15 protein-coding genes are annotated in these 15,600 nt (G+C 40.2%); 8 read left to right on the top strand and 7 right to left on the bottom strand.

Annotation, left to right across the window (positions count from 1 at the left end):
• The first annotated feature begins 61 nt into the window (after nucleotides 1-61).
• From F952_RS03140 to F952_RS03125, 4 genes are all read left to right on the top strand, one after another.
• Nucleotides 62-841 carry a GNAT family N-acetyltransferase gene (locus F952_RS03140; protein WP_004922069.1) on the top strand — a complete coding sequence of 260 codons (780 nt, stop codon included), beginning with the start codon at nucleotides 62-64 and terminating at the stop codon, nucleotides 839-841.
• Nucleotides 842-948: 107 nt separating this feature from the next.
• The gene (locus F952_RS03135; RefSeq protein WP_026056952.1) at nucleotides 949-1,797 is read left to right on the top strand and encodes a class II glutamine amidotransferase; all 849 of its coding nucleotides are present in this window, start codon (nucleotides 949-951) and stop codon (nucleotides 1,795-1,797) included.
• A gap of 98 nt (nucleotides 1,798-1,895) precedes the next feature.
• Nucleotides 1,896-2,981 (top strand): hypothetical protein, encoded by a 1,086-nt coding sequence (locus tag F952_RS03130; RefSeq protein WP_004922063.1) that lies wholly within the window; start codon nucleotides 1,896-1,898, stop codon nucleotides 2,979-2,981.
• A complete protein-coding gene (locus F952_RS03125) occupies nucleotides 2,978-3,289 on the top strand; it encodes an RnfH family protein (RefSeq protein ID WP_004922060.1) in 312 nt (103 codons plus the stop codon). Before F952_RS03130 ends, F952_RS03125 begins: the two co-directional genes overlap by 4 nt.
• A 55-nt stretch (nucleotides 3,290-3,344) precedes the next feature.
• On the opposite strand, the gene F952_RS03120 is transcribed toward F952_RS03125, so the two are convergent.
• On the bottom strand, nucleotides 3,345-3,743 hold the full coding sequence (locus F952_RS03120; protein WP_004922056.1) for an outer membrane protein assembly factor BamE: 399 nt from the start codon (nucleotides 3,741-3,743) through the stop codon (nucleotides 3,345-3,347).
• 111 nt (nucleotides 3,744-3,854) lie between these two features.
• Here F952_RS03120 and fur point away from each other — a divergent pair, with 111 nt between their 5' ends.
• Entirely contained in the window at nucleotides 3,855-4,295 is a 441-nt protein-coding gene (fur, locus tag F952_RS03115) for a ferric iron uptake transcriptional regulator (RefSeq protein WP_004922054.1), read from the top strand.
• A gap of 45 nt (nucleotides 4,296-4,340) precedes the next feature.
• Here the strand turns inward: fur and F952_RS03110 are convergent, their stop codons facing one another.
• Nucleotides 4,341-5,492 (bottom strand): PilT/PilU family type 4a pilus ATPase, encoded by a 1,152-nt coding sequence (locus F952_RS03110; protein WP_004922051.1) that lies wholly within the window; start codon nucleotides 5,490-5,492, stop codon nucleotides 4,341-4,343.
• Nucleotides 5,493-5,528: 36 nt separating this feature from the next.
• Nucleotides 5,529-6,563, bottom strand: a complete 1,035-nt coding sequence (locus tag F952_RS03105; RefSeq protein WP_011182164.1) for a type IV pilus twitching motility protein PilT — start codon at nucleotides 6,561-6,563, stop codon at nucleotides 5,529-5,531.
• Nucleotides 6,564-6,687: 124 nt separating this feature from the next.
• On the opposite strand from F952_RS03105, the gene F952_RS03100 reads away from it, so the two are divergent.
• Nucleotides 6,688-7,377: a YggS family pyridoxal phosphate-dependent enzyme gene (locus F952_RS03100; RefSeq protein WP_004922045.1), complete on the top strand. Its 690-nt coding sequence runs from the start codon at nucleotides 6,688-6,690 to the stop codon at nucleotides 7,375-7,377.
• Between the two features lie 136 nt (nucleotides 7,378-7,513).
• A complete protein-coding gene (locus tag F952_RS03095; protein WP_011182166.1) occupies nucleotides 7,514-8,371 on the top strand; it encodes an undecaprenyl-diphosphate phosphatase in 858 nt (285 codons plus the stop codon).
• A gap of 95 nt (nucleotides 8,372-8,466) precedes the next feature.
• Here the strand turns inward: F952_RS03095 and F952_RS03090 are convergent, their stop codons facing one another.
• The 3 genes from F952_RS03090 to F952_RS03080 all read right to left on the bottom strand — a co-directional run bounded on the left by F952_RS03090 (nucleotide 8,467) and on the right by F952_RS03080 (nucleotide 14,319).
• Nucleotides 8,467-9,252 (bottom strand): transglutaminase-like domain-containing protein, encoded by a 786-nt coding sequence (locus tag F952_RS03090; protein WP_004922040.1) that lies wholly within the window; start codon nucleotides 9,250-9,252, stop codon nucleotides 8,467-8,469.
• Nucleotides 9,253-9,462: 210 nt separating this feature from the next.
• Nucleotides 9,463-13,059 carry an AAA family ATPase gene (locus F952_RS03085; RefSeq protein WP_004922038.1) on the bottom strand — a complete coding sequence of 1,199 codons (3,597 nt, stop codon included), beginning with the start codon at nucleotides 13,057-13,059 and terminating at the stop codon, nucleotides 9,463-9,465.
• 9 nt (nucleotides 13,060-13,068) lie between these two features.
• Nucleotides 13,069-14,319 carry an exonuclease SbcCD subunit D C-terminal domain-containing protein gene (locus tag F952_RS03080; RefSeq protein ID WP_004922034.1) on the bottom strand — a complete coding sequence of 417 codons (1,251 nt, stop codon included), beginning with the start codon at nucleotides 14,317-14,319 and terminating at the stop codon, nucleotides 13,069-13,071.
• Between the two features lie 123 nt (nucleotides 14,320-14,442).
• On the opposite strand from F952_RS03080, the gene F952_RS03075 reads away from it, so the two are divergent.
• On the top strand, nucleotides 14,443-14,916 hold the full coding sequence (locus F952_RS03075; protein ID WP_004922028.1) for an OsmC family protein: 474 nt from the start codon (nucleotides 14,443-14,445) through the stop codon (nucleotides 14,914-14,916).
• A 78-nt stretch (nucleotides 14,917-14,994) separates the two neighbouring features.
• On the opposite strand, the gene F952_RS03070 is transcribed toward F952_RS03075, so the two are convergent.
• Nucleotides 14,995-15,564, bottom strand: coding sequence for a hypothetical protein (locus F952_RS03070; protein WP_004922025.1), 570 nt, complete (start codon nucleotides 15,562-15,564; stop codon nucleotides 14,995-14,997).
• Between the last annotated feature and the right edge of the window lie 36 nt (nucleotides 15,565-15,600).

Below are 15,600 nucleotides of genomic sequence, written 5' to 3'. Positions count from 1 at the left end.
GGTCATTATTTTGTCATCTGTGTGTTTTAGTGTAAGCAGAGAAAAACTCAGTGGTGACATTATGCTAGAAAAACTGAATCACTATCGTCAAAATTTAAACTTTCCGCTTGCTCGTCCAAAAAATAGCTCAACTCAATTTAGGTTCGATTGGGTAGATAATTTAAGAGAGCTCCAAGAAGTACAACGCTTTCGTGCGACACAATTTAGCCATCAATTTGGTATCCATTTTGATGATGGTCTGGATCAGGATTTATATGATTTTAACTGTGAGCATGCCGTTTTAAGGGAGAAATGGACAGGTGAGATTGTCGCCTATACCCGATTAAAACTATTTCAAGGACATGAACTATCACAAAGTTATAGTGCTCAGGAATTTGACATAGTCGATAAGCTATCTTATTTACCTAATGTTGTTGAAATTGGACGTACTTGTGTTCATCCAAAATTTCGCTCTGGAAAGGCGCTCTCTACCTTATGGCTCAATCTAGTACCCAAAGTGCTGTGGTCGATGAAAGCCAAATATTTAATGGGCTGTGTCAGTATTCATTTAGATGATAATGCTGCACGTGTCTACCATACGCATCAAAAGATTCAACGCCTAAGTGCAGAACAAACTATTGATATTTCTTCTAAATGTGCCTATGAGCCGACTCATCCACAATTCAGTTTTCCGCAAGATGAGCGTATTCCAAAACTGTTTCAGATGTATTTAACCATGCAATCTAAGCTGTCCAAAGAAGCATTTTATGATGAAGATTTTAACTGCCTTGATTATTTTGTTTTCTTGGAAGTGAATAAAATTGCAAAGTCTTTTGTCATGAATAAGATGGTACAGCGCTAGTCTTAGCAGAAAAAGTGCATAAGATGTGCCAAAATTGAGATTTGCAACACCTTCTACTCTCATGCAAAATAGTGTTTGAATCTCGATAATTATTTAATTTGATTGTTATGTGCCAGCTACTTGGAATGAATTGTGCAACCCCGACAGACATCACCTTTTCGTTTAAGGGGTTTTCACAGCGTGCTGGCATTACCTCTGATCATTCAGATGGCTTTGGTATCGCCTTTTTTGAAGATAAAACCTGTCGTTTATTTATCGACAATCAATCTGCTGTTGAATCTCCAATTGCCGAACTGGTAAGAAACTTTCCAATTAAATCACGTAATGTGATTGCGCATATCCGTAAAGCGACGCAAGGTAAAATTACGCTGGAAAACTCACATCCATTCATGCGTGAACTTTGGGGGCGGCAATGGATTTTCGCACATAATGGAGATTTACATGGTTTTGATCCGCGTTTGACAGGTCGTTTTGTACCTGTGGGTAATACCGACAGCGAACGGGCATTTTGTTATGTGCTGGATCAACTGGTGGAACGCTTTGGCTATACAGAGCCGAGTGTACTTCAGGTTTTTGCGACGCTAGAACAGATTGCACCGCGTGTTGCCGAATACGGAACCTTTAATTTCTGTTTATCGAATGGACAGGCATTATTTAGTTATGCCACCACCAAGTTACACTGGCTGGTTCGTGAATATCCTTTTAAAGCAGCGCGTTTGATTGATATTGATGTCGAAGTCGATTTTAGCCAGGTCACGACAGCTAAAGATCGTGTTGCGGTGATTACTACTGAACCCTTGACGCATAACGAAATCTGGACGCCTTATCAGCCAGGTGAAATAATCCTGTTTCAGGATGGACGTCCTGTAAAACGTGCTTTAACCCATGTTGCGCGTCTGACACGTGAAGCACTCAATCCCGAATTAAAACGGATCACACGTGCAGACCAGTATTAAGTGATTAGATCTAATTAAAACATCTATTTTTAGAGAAGCTTTGATTTTCATACACGACAAAGGCAAAATATCGGCAGTCTTTATTCAAGGAATGCATGATGCAGGATTCTCCTCTATCACGATGGTTATCGCCGCTCATGGCGTTTTGTTTAAGCCTAGTGATTATTGTAACACTTGCGCCATCTGCGGGTATTCAGATTGATCGTCAGTTAGATTTCTGGTTATTGTGGCTAGGTAGCATGGTGGTTTTGGCACTGCCCATCTGTTATCTGGAAATTGCACTGGCACGGCGTTCAAAAACAACAGCACTGAATGCATTATCCCATTTAACCCGCGATGCAGATGCATCAGCCAGATGGCGACTGGTGGGATGGATGGCCGTGACATTCATCGCCTTTTTGGCAGGTGGAATTTTATCTCATCTTAGTTTATTGCTACCGCAATTTACCCAGTTTAATGTAATTCCGAGCTTTATTCTGGCTGGACTAGCTGTTTTAGCCTTTGCTTTATCTTTTGTCTCTCGTCAGATTTTATTACTGATGACAGGAATTGGCGTCATTCTATCTCTGATTTTAGCCCAAGTGAGCGGTACAGAAACGACACCGTGGCATTGGACATCTATCGAGTTTAAAGAGTGGGGCAATGCAACTGTACTGGCTCTGGTGGCGAGTGGGTTAGGAATGGGCTTATATTGGCAGACCAGCTTACAACACGCTTCACAATCTCAACACGCAAGTTCAACAGTCCTACCAATTTGGTTTGCTCAGCTTCTGGCTGTGGTTGCATTTGGTTTTATGAGCATTCAGCATGCCTTACCTATGTGGACTTGGGCTGTTGCGGCGATCATGGCATCTGCTTTATTAATTCAATTGGCTAAAGAGCAACTTGCACAACGCCAAATTGCTTTGCCTATACAGTGGATGATTCTGATTGTTGCTGTTTTGATCTGGATGATTCCAAATTTACAACAGCAATTCTTTGTACTGTTGATGCTGTGGGGGTTACTCCTTTGTCTGATTTATGCGATCTTTGCTGGCTGGATTATGAAAATTAGTCATTTGCGTAAATCGATGAATTTTAGTAACGAGCTGTTTTATAACCTTTGGCGCATTGCAGTACGTATTGTGTTACCTTTGGCAATCATCGTTGCCATGATTTCCGTGATTGGACAGTTGTTCGGATGAGTAACCAGCAAAATGTCTGGGTGGCTTATGCAACGCAGACACAACAGTTTCATATCCGTGTCGCATTTCAGCAAGGTATGACTGCTTGGCAGGCGATTGAGAGCAGCGGTTTGCTAACGCAGGTAGAACTACCACAGCCCTATCACCTGGGGATTTTTGGTGTGCGCTGTGTCGCGGATCGATTACTTGAAGCTGGTGATCGGGTCGAAATTTATCGACCTTTGACCATCAATCCAAAGGATATTCGACGTAAACGTGCAGAAAAAAATCCAGTAGGTCGGTTTCAGAAAGGCAATCGCTTTAAGTGATGCACTTAATAAGAAAAACCCCTCTGCTGAGGGGTTTATTTTTTTGCATAAGTCTTTATAGTGGTGGCGCAGTTAAAATCGCTTCTTTTGAGCCTGGTAAGCCAGGTTGAGAATCTGGAAGGGTATCTATTCCTTCTATACTTTTCACAATACCAGACTCGTTGAAATAGATTTTCAAATGTTGACCATGAGCTGCTGGGATTTTTGCTTTTTTCGCATAAGTTCCTGGGATGTAATTATAGATGTAATCCCAACGTAGTGGATTTAGCGGATCAGTAATCGTTGGGCTACCTAGTAAGAAACGAACTTGTTGGTAACTCATGCCGACCTGAACTTTCGATGCTTGAGCTTTGGTTAAAGGGGTTCCTTGAGGAATATCAACCTTATAAACTCCAAGCGTCGAACAACCAGCAAGCAGTGAAGTGACGAATAACGCCAACATAAGTTTTTGCATTTTGCTACACTATCCCGATAAATTATGATGCATTTGATCCAAGGATAGATCATACTGCATCTAAACACGATTGCCTATTCCAACTTGAGATTTGTTGAGAGACCTTTTTTTATGCCGATTTCCAATCAAGATTTACGAAAAGCTGGACTGAAAGTCACCCTTCCTCGAATTAAGATTTTGGAATTATTAGAAAATTCAAAACAACATCATTTGAGTGCTGAAGATATTTATAAAACTTTGCTTGAACAAGGCGAAGATGTGGGTTTAGCAACAGTTTACCGTGTATTAACTCAGTTTGAAGCAGCAGGAATTATTCAGCGTCATCATTTTGAAAACAATCATTCTGTTTTTGAAATTATGCAAGAAGACCACCACGATCATTTAGTATGTTTAAATTGTGGGAAAGTTGTTGAATTTACAAATGAAGTTATTGAACATGAGCAACATACAGTAGCTGAAAAGCATGGCTTTACGCTGACTGGCCATTCTTTAAATTTATATGGTTATTGCGATGCGACTGAGTGTCAGGAAGCATATCGTAAAAAGCAGTAAAATCACATAAATACAACAATTAAAAGAGGGCAAAATTGCCCTCTTTTATTTGAGATTACGGCGTTGACCATCAAAAGTCATTTTCCGTTCCATTTCGGACATTCTTTCTCTGTTATCTAGGGGTTTGTTGGCTTCTTCCGAAAGCTTGATCTGTAGACGTAAATTATTAGGCGAGTCTGCATGCTTGAGCGCATCTGCATAACTGATGTGCTGATGATCATATAAATCAAAAAGTGCCTGATCAAAGGTTTGCATGCCAAGTTCTCCAGAACGAGCCATTAATTCCTTAATTTTATAGATTTCACCTTGACGAATGTAATCTGACAGTAAAGGCGTATTAATCAGCACTTCGACGGCAGCACGTCGACTTTGACCATCATGGGTTGGAATAAGCTGTTGTGAAATCACCGCTTTAAGATTGAGCGATAAATCCATAAAAATTTGCTGATGTCGATCTGCATCAAAGAAGTGAATAATCCGTTCTAAGGTTTGATTGGCATTATTGGCATGTAAAGTTGCAAATACTAAATGGCCAGTTTCTGCAAAAGCTAAAGCATAGTCCATCACTTCACGTGAGCGAATTTCACCAATCAGAATCACATCAGGCGCCTGGCGCAACGTATTTTTAAGCGCGATTTCAAAAGAATCTGTATCAATGCCGACTTCACGCTGAGTGATAATACATCCAGCATGCTCATGTATAAATTCAATCGGATCCTCAATAGTAATAATATGACCTTTTGAGTGCTGATTACGATGTTGAATCATGGATGCCAAAGACGTGGATTTTCCTGTACCAGTTGCCCCAGAAAAAATAATAATGCCACGTTTGCTCATGGCCAGTTCTTTTAAAATTGGAGGTAGATGTAAATCGTCAGGAGAGGGGATCTTGGTCTCAATACGACGAATCACCATACCAGGCATGTCACGCTGTTGAAATGCGCTCACCCGGAAACGTTCGTTTTTTTCACGATTTAAGATGGCAAAATTACATTCATGCGTTTCAATGAATTCTTGTCGTTGCTTTTGCGTTGTAATCGAATCAATCAACTGAGCGATCATATCTCCATCGAGTTTGGTTTTAGAGACGGGGGTAATTTCACCGTTAATTTTTAAAGATGGTTCTACACCTGCTGTAATAAACAAATCAGATGCTTTGTGTTTTGCCATCAAATTGAGTAAATCATTAAAGTCCATCGTATTGTTTTCCTCTCAGATCGAGTAGCGTTATTCTTAGAACGACTCTGGAGATTTTGCGACAGCGCGTGCCGTTGGTAAGTTGATGATGCCTTTTGCCAAAAGCTGTTTGAGACTCTGATCCAGGGTCGTCATGCCATGTGTCGCACCTGTTTGGATAGAAGAGTACATTTGAGCGACTTTACCTTCACGAATGAGATTGCGAATTGCAGGAATTCCAATCATGATTTCATGGGCTGCAACACGTCCACCGCCTTCTTTTTTTAATAAAGTTTGGGAAATAACCGCTTGTAAGGATTCCGACAACATGGTGCGAACCATATCTTTTTCTTCGGCAGGAAAGACATCAATAATACGATCAATGGTTTTCGCGGCTGATGTGGTATGCAGTGTTCCAAAAACCAAATGCCCTGTTTCTGCGGCAGTAAGAGCCAGACGGATGGTTTCCAGATCCCGCATTTCGCCAACCAGAATAATGTCTGGATCTTCACGCAAAGCTGAGCGCAGTGCTTCATTGAAGCCTAATGTATCGCGATGTACCTCACGCTGATTGATCAGGCATTTTTTAGGCTCATGTACAAACTCAATTGGATCTTCAACAGTCAAAATATGGTCGTAGCGATGATTGTTAATATAATCGAGCATGGCTGCAAGGGTGGTTGATTTACCGGAACCAGTGGGGCCTGTGACAAGGACGAGTCCTCTCGGATAATCGCAAATATCCCGAAAAATTTTACCCAGTCCCAGTTCTTCAAGCGTCAGAACTTGTGATGGAATGGTCCGAAATACAGCACCAGCTCCACGATTTTGATTAAACACATTGACGCGAAAACGAGCTAGATTAGGCACTTCAAAAGAAAAATCTGTTTCCAGTTTTTCTTCGTAGTCTCGGCGCTGTTTATCATTCATAATATCGTAAATGAGATTATGGACTTCTGAATGATCCATTGCAGGAAGATTAATACGACGAACTTCGCCATCGACACGGATCATGGGGGGAATTCCTGCGGATAAATGCAGGTCAGAGGCACGATTTTGCACCGAAAACGCGAGTAATTCTGTTATATCCATATTTTCCCCGAAGATCGTCAAAAGGTTTAATTATTTTGTAGAATACTGAGTTGTTTGATTAAAGCTTACCAAGATTTGTGCTTTAGGTTAAGTAAAAAATACGTTTGAAATGAGAACCCTGTCAATGAATCACTTTAAAGATGCACGAAATCAAGTTCTTCATCAAATTCAGGTCGCCTGTGAGCAGGCACAACGTGATCCAGCCACTGTACAGTTATTGGCAGTCTCGAAAACTCATCCAGATTCTGCACTGCGAGAGATGTATCAACTTGGGCAGCGCGCTTTTGGTGAAAACTATCTTCAGGAAGCGCTAGATAAAATTGAAGCCCTCGATGATCTCGATATTGAGTGGCATTTTATTGGTCATGTTCAGCGTAATAAAACTAAGCTTTTGGCAGAAAAGTTCGACTGGGTGCACGGGGTCGATCGTTTGATCATCGCCGAGCGATTATCTAGCCAGCGTTTGCAGACGCAGCCGCCGTTAAATTTATGCATTCAGGTCAATATTGATCATCAGGATTCTAAAGATGGATGCCAGCCTGAAGATGTTGCTCAACTGGTTGAAGAAATCAGTCAGCTTCCTCAGGTACGCTTACGCGGAATAATGGTGATACCTGCACCCGATCAGATCACCGCTTTTACTGATGCTAAACAATTGTTTGAACAGGTTAAATCTCATCATCAACAACCACAGGATTGGGATACGCTCAGCATGGGAATGTCTGGAGATTTACAGCAAGCAATTGCTGCGGGAGCCAGTATTGTACGTATTGGAACTGCTTTATTTGGTGCTCGAGATTATGCCAAACCTTAATACTGAACTTGCGATACCCGATGATTACTTTAGAACATGATTTTATTTAAAAAGGGATATGATTTATTTCTAAAAAATTTTACGCTTTTTAATCTGTTCTTAATGGCATCTGCGTATATAAGCTGCAATAGCATATATGAGTCACGCCATGGATCTGTTGCATGTTTTTATTTTAGCTGTTATTCAGGGATTAGCTGAATTACTACCCGTTTCGAGTTCTGCGCATGTAATTTTGGCAGAAAAGCTGATGGGGTTTGATCCTTCAGCACCCAATATGACATTTTTATTGGTTATGCTGCATACGGGAACCATGTTTGCCGTTATTGTGTATTTTTGGCATTCGTGGAAGAAAACTTACTTTTTTGATTGGCAGTCATTTAAACAGCGTGCATGGTATGTGTTACTGGCAACCGCGATTACGGGCGTACTTGGGCTGTTATTGCAATCGCTCATTAAGCATGTGTTCTTTGGCGGAGTGAGCAGCTTTGAAATTGAGCATTTATTTAGTAATTCAAAACTGATGGCTGCGGCATTGGCTGCGGCAGGAATTTTAATTATTTTGTCTTCTCGTTTAGATCGCGGACAGCAAGGCGATATCCGTTTACCAAGCGCTATGATTATTGGCGCTGTGCAGGCATTGTGTCTACCTTTTCGTGGTTTTTCTCGTTCTGGTGCGACTATTTCAACGGGACTATTTTTAGGTATTTCCCGTCAAAAAGCAGAAGAATTCAGCTTCGCTTTGGCAGTGGTGCTTACTCCTGCTGTGATTGTAAAAGAACTTGTACGCTTATTGCATGCTCAACACGCAACGACAGGAGCAACGCATTTGGCGTTAGGGAGCCTGCTTTTGCCGAGTATATTTGGAATGGTATTTAGTTTTTTGACTGGTTTATTGGCACTTAAATGGCTTTCAGCATGGCTCGAGCATGGTCGTTGGTATTTATTTGGTATTTACTGTCTGGCATTTTCAGGTGTCGTTCTGACTTTGGCTTAAATACTCAAGCTAAATAATTACGAGGGAAATTTATGTTCCCTCGTTTAAAAATTAAAAACTCTTAATTAGCAAATTGATTCATCATGCGGTTTGATTTAAACAAGCTCAATCACGGGGCTCATAGAAATGAGCTCAATCTCGCCATAAACCGTTGCAAACGGAACGTCTTTGGCATCAAGCCCAGTACCAACACGTACAAATTGGTCAATCGGCCCCATACGTGTTGCATCAAAAAGCATCCATTGATTTTCAAGGTAAACCTCAAAAATTGCATGAAAATCTGGTTGAGCTTGGTAAAAAGGCATATAACCAAAAACAAAGCGGGCAGGAATGTTGAGCGCACGGCAAATCGCAATGCCTAAATGGGCAAAATCACGGCAGACGCCTGCACGGTTCACCAAAATATCTCGTGCTGTGGTGGTACTGTCGGATGATCCTGATTGATAGATAATATTGTCATGGATCCAGTCGCAGATTGCCTGCACACGTGAATAGCCTTTAGGTAACTCTGCAAAAGTGTTAGTTACCATTGTGTCGATGAGGTCAGATTCGCAAAAACGGCTGGGTGCCAGATAAAATAAAGTATCAGAAGGTAAATCTTTAATTTCACACTCTTTTAAAGAAGTATTCCGTTCTGGGATGTGCGTTTGAACTTTCGCAGTATAGGAAACACTTAAATCACCTTCTGGGGCATTGACGCGTATGAGTCGATTTAAACCCGCGTCACGTTCGTACTGCTCAAAGGCCAAATCAGGCTTGAATTGAAATGACTCATGGATCAGCGTTTGCCAAGGGTGCTCGGCCACTTCAAACTGAAAAACAAACTCAGTCATTTGGATAACGCGATAGTGAAGTTGACAATCAATTTTAAAAGTATGCATATGATAAAGCTCAAAGAAAAAATTAATAAAAATTCTTCTTCATCCTAAAAATTGATCTTTGCTTTATGAGTTTATGTGATCATTTTTTCATTTTGAATCTGAATCATTTTAAGCTATCAGTTTCTGGGATATTTTCAATTGAGTCTTGGCATACAAACGGTAGTCTAAAGGTAAAAAGATTAAACAATAAAAGGGATTTAAGCGTCGGGTTTAACCGACCACTTCAATTCGACTTGAGCCAGACCCAATCGGTTGTACTTGAATCTGCACTGGAATACGTTCGTGCATTTCCTGAATATGCGAGATGAGTACAACTTTACGTCCCTGACTTTGTAACTGATCCAGTGCATTCATCACCATATGTAAGGATGAAGCATCGAGTGTGCCAAAACCTTCATCAATAAATAGCGATTCTATTTTCATGGAGCCAGAAGCCATATTGGCAATTGCCAAAGAAATGGCAAGGGCAGTTAAGAAAGACTCACCACCTGATAGTGATGCAACCGAACGAGTTTCTCCATCCATATCATGATCGATAATCGCAAGACTCAATGAGTTATCCAAACGCTTTAATGTATAGCGTTGAGACAGCATGGCGAGCTGCTGATTGGCATATTCTAAGAGAATATCAAGATTATATTGTTGAGCTAAATCTCGAAATTCTTTCCCTTTAGCGTCACCAATGAGGCTGGAAATTTTACTCCAGCGATGTTCTTGTTGTTGAATGATTTGAATCTGATTTGCAAATTGCTGCTGCTTGCTCAGGTTTTGTTGATGTAATTCGAGCTGTATTTTTAATTGATCTCGTTGATCTGTGGTGTGCATTAAAATGTTTTGATTGGTTATCATGAGTTCAGATAACTGCTCAGCCTGAATGGCTGGTTGTAACTCAAGATGCACATTTAACTGTTGCTGAAGTGTTTTGAGCACAGAATTTACTTCACTTAACGCACGATCTGCCTGTTGTATTGTATTTCGAATCTGTTGTTCTTGAGTCGATGCAATAGCAAGTAAGTCGTTCAATTGATCTTCTACAAAATCCTGATGTTGAACGAGCCATGTAGATATTTCAGTTTTACATTGTGCGAGTGAATCCTGATTTTGCTGCTGTTTTGCTTCTAGGTGCTCAAGCGCACTTTTCTGCTGTTCAAAATTTTCACGTGCTTGTTCAAAGTTGAATTTTAACTGTTGGTATCGCTGCTGTAATTGATGACGCTGTTGATCATGCTGTTGTAACCATTCATTGGCTTTAAGCTCAGTCGAACCTGTCATGGTGAAAATCAGTTGATTGGCTGCATCTGTATTTTGTTTCCCGTTTGCTTCGATCTCTTTTAATTGCTGCGCACATTCTGCTTGCTGTGTCGTAAGTCCTGCCACATTGGATAGTAATAACTTGAGTTGCTGATCATGTTGGTCTTTTTGTTTGAGTAGGTGTTCTGCGTGTTCAAGTTGCTGGCTACGATGTTGTAACGCTTGTAAAATATGCTGTGTAAATAACAGGCCTTGTTTGGTCCAGGAAATTTTATCCTCGGCGCTTAGACAATCTACAATATGCTGAACTTGCTGCTGTAATTGATCTACTGTCTCAAGTTGATGACGTGTATTTTGAATACGTTGAGTCAGTTGATAGTGATCTTTATTGGCCTGATTGAGCAGTTGTAATTCATTTTCAAGCTGCTGATGTGCTTGAAAAGAGTCTAAGGTTAAAGCTTGAAGCTGAGCAGTGATATCTTGCTCATTTAAGTTAAAATTGAGTTGAATATTCGACTGTAATAAATGCTGTTGTAACTGCTGATCATGACCATTCAATTTTTCCCGCAGTTGCTGTAAATCGTGTTGCAACTGTTTATGCTGGGTTTGGCTTTGAGTGAATTGCTGTTGCATGTTTTGCCACAGTTTAAAACACTGCTGTTCCTGCTGAATGGCTTGTTGTTCTTGTTGTTGCTGTAATTCATATAGGGCTTTTGATATTTGACTTTCATCATCACGATAAGGATGTTCGATACTGCCACAGACCAGACATGCTTCGCCGTGTTTGAGCTCGGCACGTAAATGTTCAATATTTTCAGCGTGCAATAAACGTTGTTGTTGCAACATTTGCTGTAGTTTTTCACGTTCATTTTTAGCTGATTGATAATCTTGCTCGGTTTTTTGAGTGGACTGCTCAAACTCTTGGTATTGTTGATTTACAGTCTCAAATTGACTTTGCAGAGTGAACATTTCATTTTTTAATTCAAAATAGCGCTGGATTTTCTGTTGAGTCGTATCCAATTGATTAAGACGAATCTGCTGCGCTTGTTTTAGTTTTTGTTGTTGCTCAATGCGTTCCTCAATGTGTTGGGTGGTACCAAATTGCATGATTAATGTGTTGAATCTATTTTGATCTTGTTCAAGCCTTGCTTGTGCGTCCTGAATCGAACCTAAACTATGTTCTATTTTCTGATAGTGCAAATTAAACTGGTTAAGCTGCTGAATATGCGCTTTTAAACCTTGATCTAAAGGAGAATACTGAGCGCTGTTTTTTAATCGCTCTAAGTCATCCGTATGCTGTATATCGAGCTGATGGATCGTTTGCTCTAACTGTTGTTGTTGCGCTAATAGAGGGTGTCGTTGGCTTTCGATTTGGGTTAAACGACTTTTAGTTTTGTTATAGTCTTCTTTAATATGCTCGCGTTTCTGCAAATGATTGCGTAAATCGGCAAGCTCTTTTTGATGCTTTTGTTCAAAACCTTGAAACTGATGTAGGCTCTGTTCTGCCTGAGAATAACGCGTTTTCTCCTGCTGAAATTGCGTGGTTAAAGCATGAAACTCGTTGTGCTTTTGTTGAATGTGTGGCGCGAGTTGTTGTAATGTTTTTTGAATCTGTTGCTGTTGAAATACGATTGGACGTATTTCAGAAAATATTTCTAACTGACTCAGTAAAACGCGATCTTGTGCAATTGCTTGTTGAGCTTTAAGTTGCAGATCATATTGTTGTTGCTTTAAATCGATTTCATTTCTAATTTTATCTCGTTGTTCAAACCATTGCTGTTGCTGTTTGAATTGATTCTTTTCATTTTCAAGCTGTTGAACTTGTTGCTGAATGTTTTGAAATTGTGTGTGTAATTCAGCAATTTCTTCATCGGACCGGATTTCAAGATGCCCGAGAACGCTTTCTAATTTTTCACGCTGTAATCGAACTTCTTTCGTTTTTTCAAAAGCCAATTGTCCAATTTTGGCAAAAATGGCAGAGTTGGTCAGATACTCAAGCAGTTCACCCCGTTCATTGTCGCGTGCTTTTAAAAAAGCAGTGACTTCAGATTGTGCCAGCAATACTGCACGGGTAAATTGTTCAAAACTCAGCTGAGTAATTTGCTGAATATACGTTTCGACTGCTTTGCTTTTATCGGCAACCACGACACCATCGGTCAGGCATTTTAAATAACGTTGCACACTTTGCAATTTACCGTTGGCATTCTCGCGTGCGCGTTTGATTTCCCATCGAACCAGATAGTGTTTTTGATCTTGTGCGACAAAGCACAGTTCGGCAAAACCATGTGCTGTTCCACGACGTAGTACAGTAAGGGGTGAATTGGTTAATAACTCAGAACCATCAACATCGGTGAGTTTGCCATCGCTGTCTTTAAGTCTTGGAATTTTGTTAAACAGCGCCAGACACATAGCGTCTAAAATTGTGGATTTTCCTGCACCTGTTTTACCAATAATCGCAATGAGTCCTGCACTGGCTAAAGGCTCACTTTCAAAATCAATAAAATGCTCACCTGCCAAAGAGGCTAAATTTTTAAGTCGGATTGATAAAATTTTCACGGCAATCCTTTAGTATTTGTGTTGATCTTCAAGTTGTTGTTGTGCCTGAGCGACCAGGCTCATAAAGTCTTTTTTGACGTCATCATCTGCGTGATAGCCTTTTTTATCCCAGATTTGTTCAAACAGTTTTTCGGGAGTCGGTGGTTCTAGATTAATTTTGCTTGCTTGGGCTGCGTTGTTGTCCTGTGACAAATATTGCCGTGAGATTCGAACCAATCGATAGCGCTTGGGGGGCAATGCATCTTCAAATTGTTGTCTGAGATTGGGTAATGGTGGTGTAAGCGTATGATATTCAATATCGATATATTCGCGTAAATCAATTGATTCAATTTCACCCTGCGCCAATGATTTTAACTGCTGTATAACCTCATTGAGTTCACCACGAATTTTATGCAGTTTTATACTTCTTGGAATTTCGATTGCTTCAAACTGGAATTTATCTGTGCTCTGCGTAGGATCAATATTCACATCGACTACTTGATGTTTATAGTTAATTTCACTAAATGACAGTGGAATAGGCGAGCCACTATAACGAATGTGCGGATGCTGTACTTTCTGGGGTTTATGCAAATGCCCCAGTGCGACATAATCAATTGCATCGTCAAATAGCGCAGTCGAAAGAGCTTCTTCATTGCCAATAATAATCGGGCGTTCGGAGTCTGAGGTTTCACCGCCTTGCATATGCGCATGTGACATCAAAATAATCGCTTGATCATCCGTTTTACGTCGTTTGGCTTCTGAAATCAATTGTTCATGCAAGTAAGCAATCGCGCTTTGGCTATTGTTGGTATGCTCGTTAAAGCCTGTAATTTCGGCCGAACGTAGAAAGGGCAGCGCAATACACCATGCAACCACGTTTTTATTTTCATCATAAACAGGCAGGATCAAGCGTTCCAGATTAAGTGTTTTATCTTCATTCCAGCGAATGACACCTACAGTTCTGGCATTGTATTTTTCAAGCAAAGGCTCAACTTGTTCAATGCGATAACCCGAATCGTGATTACCAGCAATCATCAGCGTTTGCATGTGTGGAGCAAGTGCATGGGCATCGGCCAGAAACTGATAAAGTTGCTTCTGTGCCTGCGAACTTGGATTAATGACATCAAAAATGTCACCAGCGATCAGCAGGGCATGTGGCTGTTTGGCCTTGATCTGCTTAAGTAACCATGCCAGAAATTGTTCATGTTCATAGTGGCGGGAGTGATTATAAAAAAACTGCCCCAAGTGCCAGTCTGAAGTATGAAAAAAACGCACGGCCATTGCTGATGAATTTCCTGTTTTTGATGAGAAGATAAGGTAGCATAAATCACAGTCTAATTCAGATTCTACCGAGTGAAAAAGCTACTTCGGTTTTTACTCAAATCGTGTCAAGGAATATCTATAATGACCATTCATCAATATGACCTAAAAATTCGCTGGATTGGTAATACGGGTGAAGGCACTCAAACCTATCAATCCTATCAACGTGATTTTGTCATTGAAAGTGAGAATAAACCCGCTATTTCTGGTTCGGCAGATCCAGCGTATCGTGGCGATCCACGCAGATGGAACCCTGAAGATTTGATGGTCGCAGCAGCATCAGCCTGTCATAAATTATGGTATTTGCATCTTTGTGCAGTGAATCATATTTGTGTCGTCGATTATGTTGATCATGCATGTGGATTTATGGATGATGCGCATGCTGAAAAACGGGGACACATGACGCATATTGTTTTAAAACCGCATGTTATTTTAAAAGCAGGTGCAAATCTTGATCTGGCGAATCAGTTGCATGAGCAGGCGCATCATGAATGTATGATCGCAAATTCTGTGAATTTTCCAATTATGTGTGAAGCATCATTTAAATTTGAAGGGTAATGCTGATTTTTTAAACAAAGATAGGGTTGAAAATACAAAGATAGGGTTGGTTTAGATTTTAAATGGATATTTTTAGGTTTAATCCACCCGATTTAAGGCTTGATGTAACTGATCCAGAAAATTTTGTTGTTTCGCATCATTTTTAAAATATCGTTGATAAAGCACACTACAGCTTTCAACATCAGTGATATTATTTTTATTAAATGACCAATCATTTGTGTTTTTTACGGTGATGCCTAATCTCTCGTCACATGATTGCCAAAGTTGAGTAAATCTATTTTTCTGAGTATCAGGCAATCGTTTGAAATCAGCATAAACTGTATAACCATGCATTTCTGAGTTAAAAAATTTATTGATTGAGGAGATAGGAACCCCTCCCCAAAGTATGGTTTGGTTATTTGGAAATTCAATTGCGGTCAGCTTTGTCTCAGGCAGCAACCGATCTTGTCTGCCTTGTTTAAAAGATTGTTCTTGATAAACTAATTTTGTTCCTATTGGAACACGAATATTTTTTACAATTTGAGCTTGAGTTGTAATAAAAAAGGGATAGTTTGGAGATGAATTTCCACCAGTAGGATTCATATTCCCTACACAAGCAGTTAATAATGGCAAGCATAGAACCGACAAAAAATTAATTTTTATAGACATTTAAAAATCCTTTTAATCATGATTCTATTGAGTTCT

It is taken from the genome of Acinetobacter baylyi DSM 14961 = CIP 107474 (assembly GCF_000368685.1).
Lineage (GTDB): Bacteria > Pseudomonadota > Gammaproteobacteria > Pseudomonadales > Moraxellaceae > Acinetobacter > Acinetobacter baylyi.
This window is presented reverse-complemented; position numbering and strand designations above follow the sequence as displayed.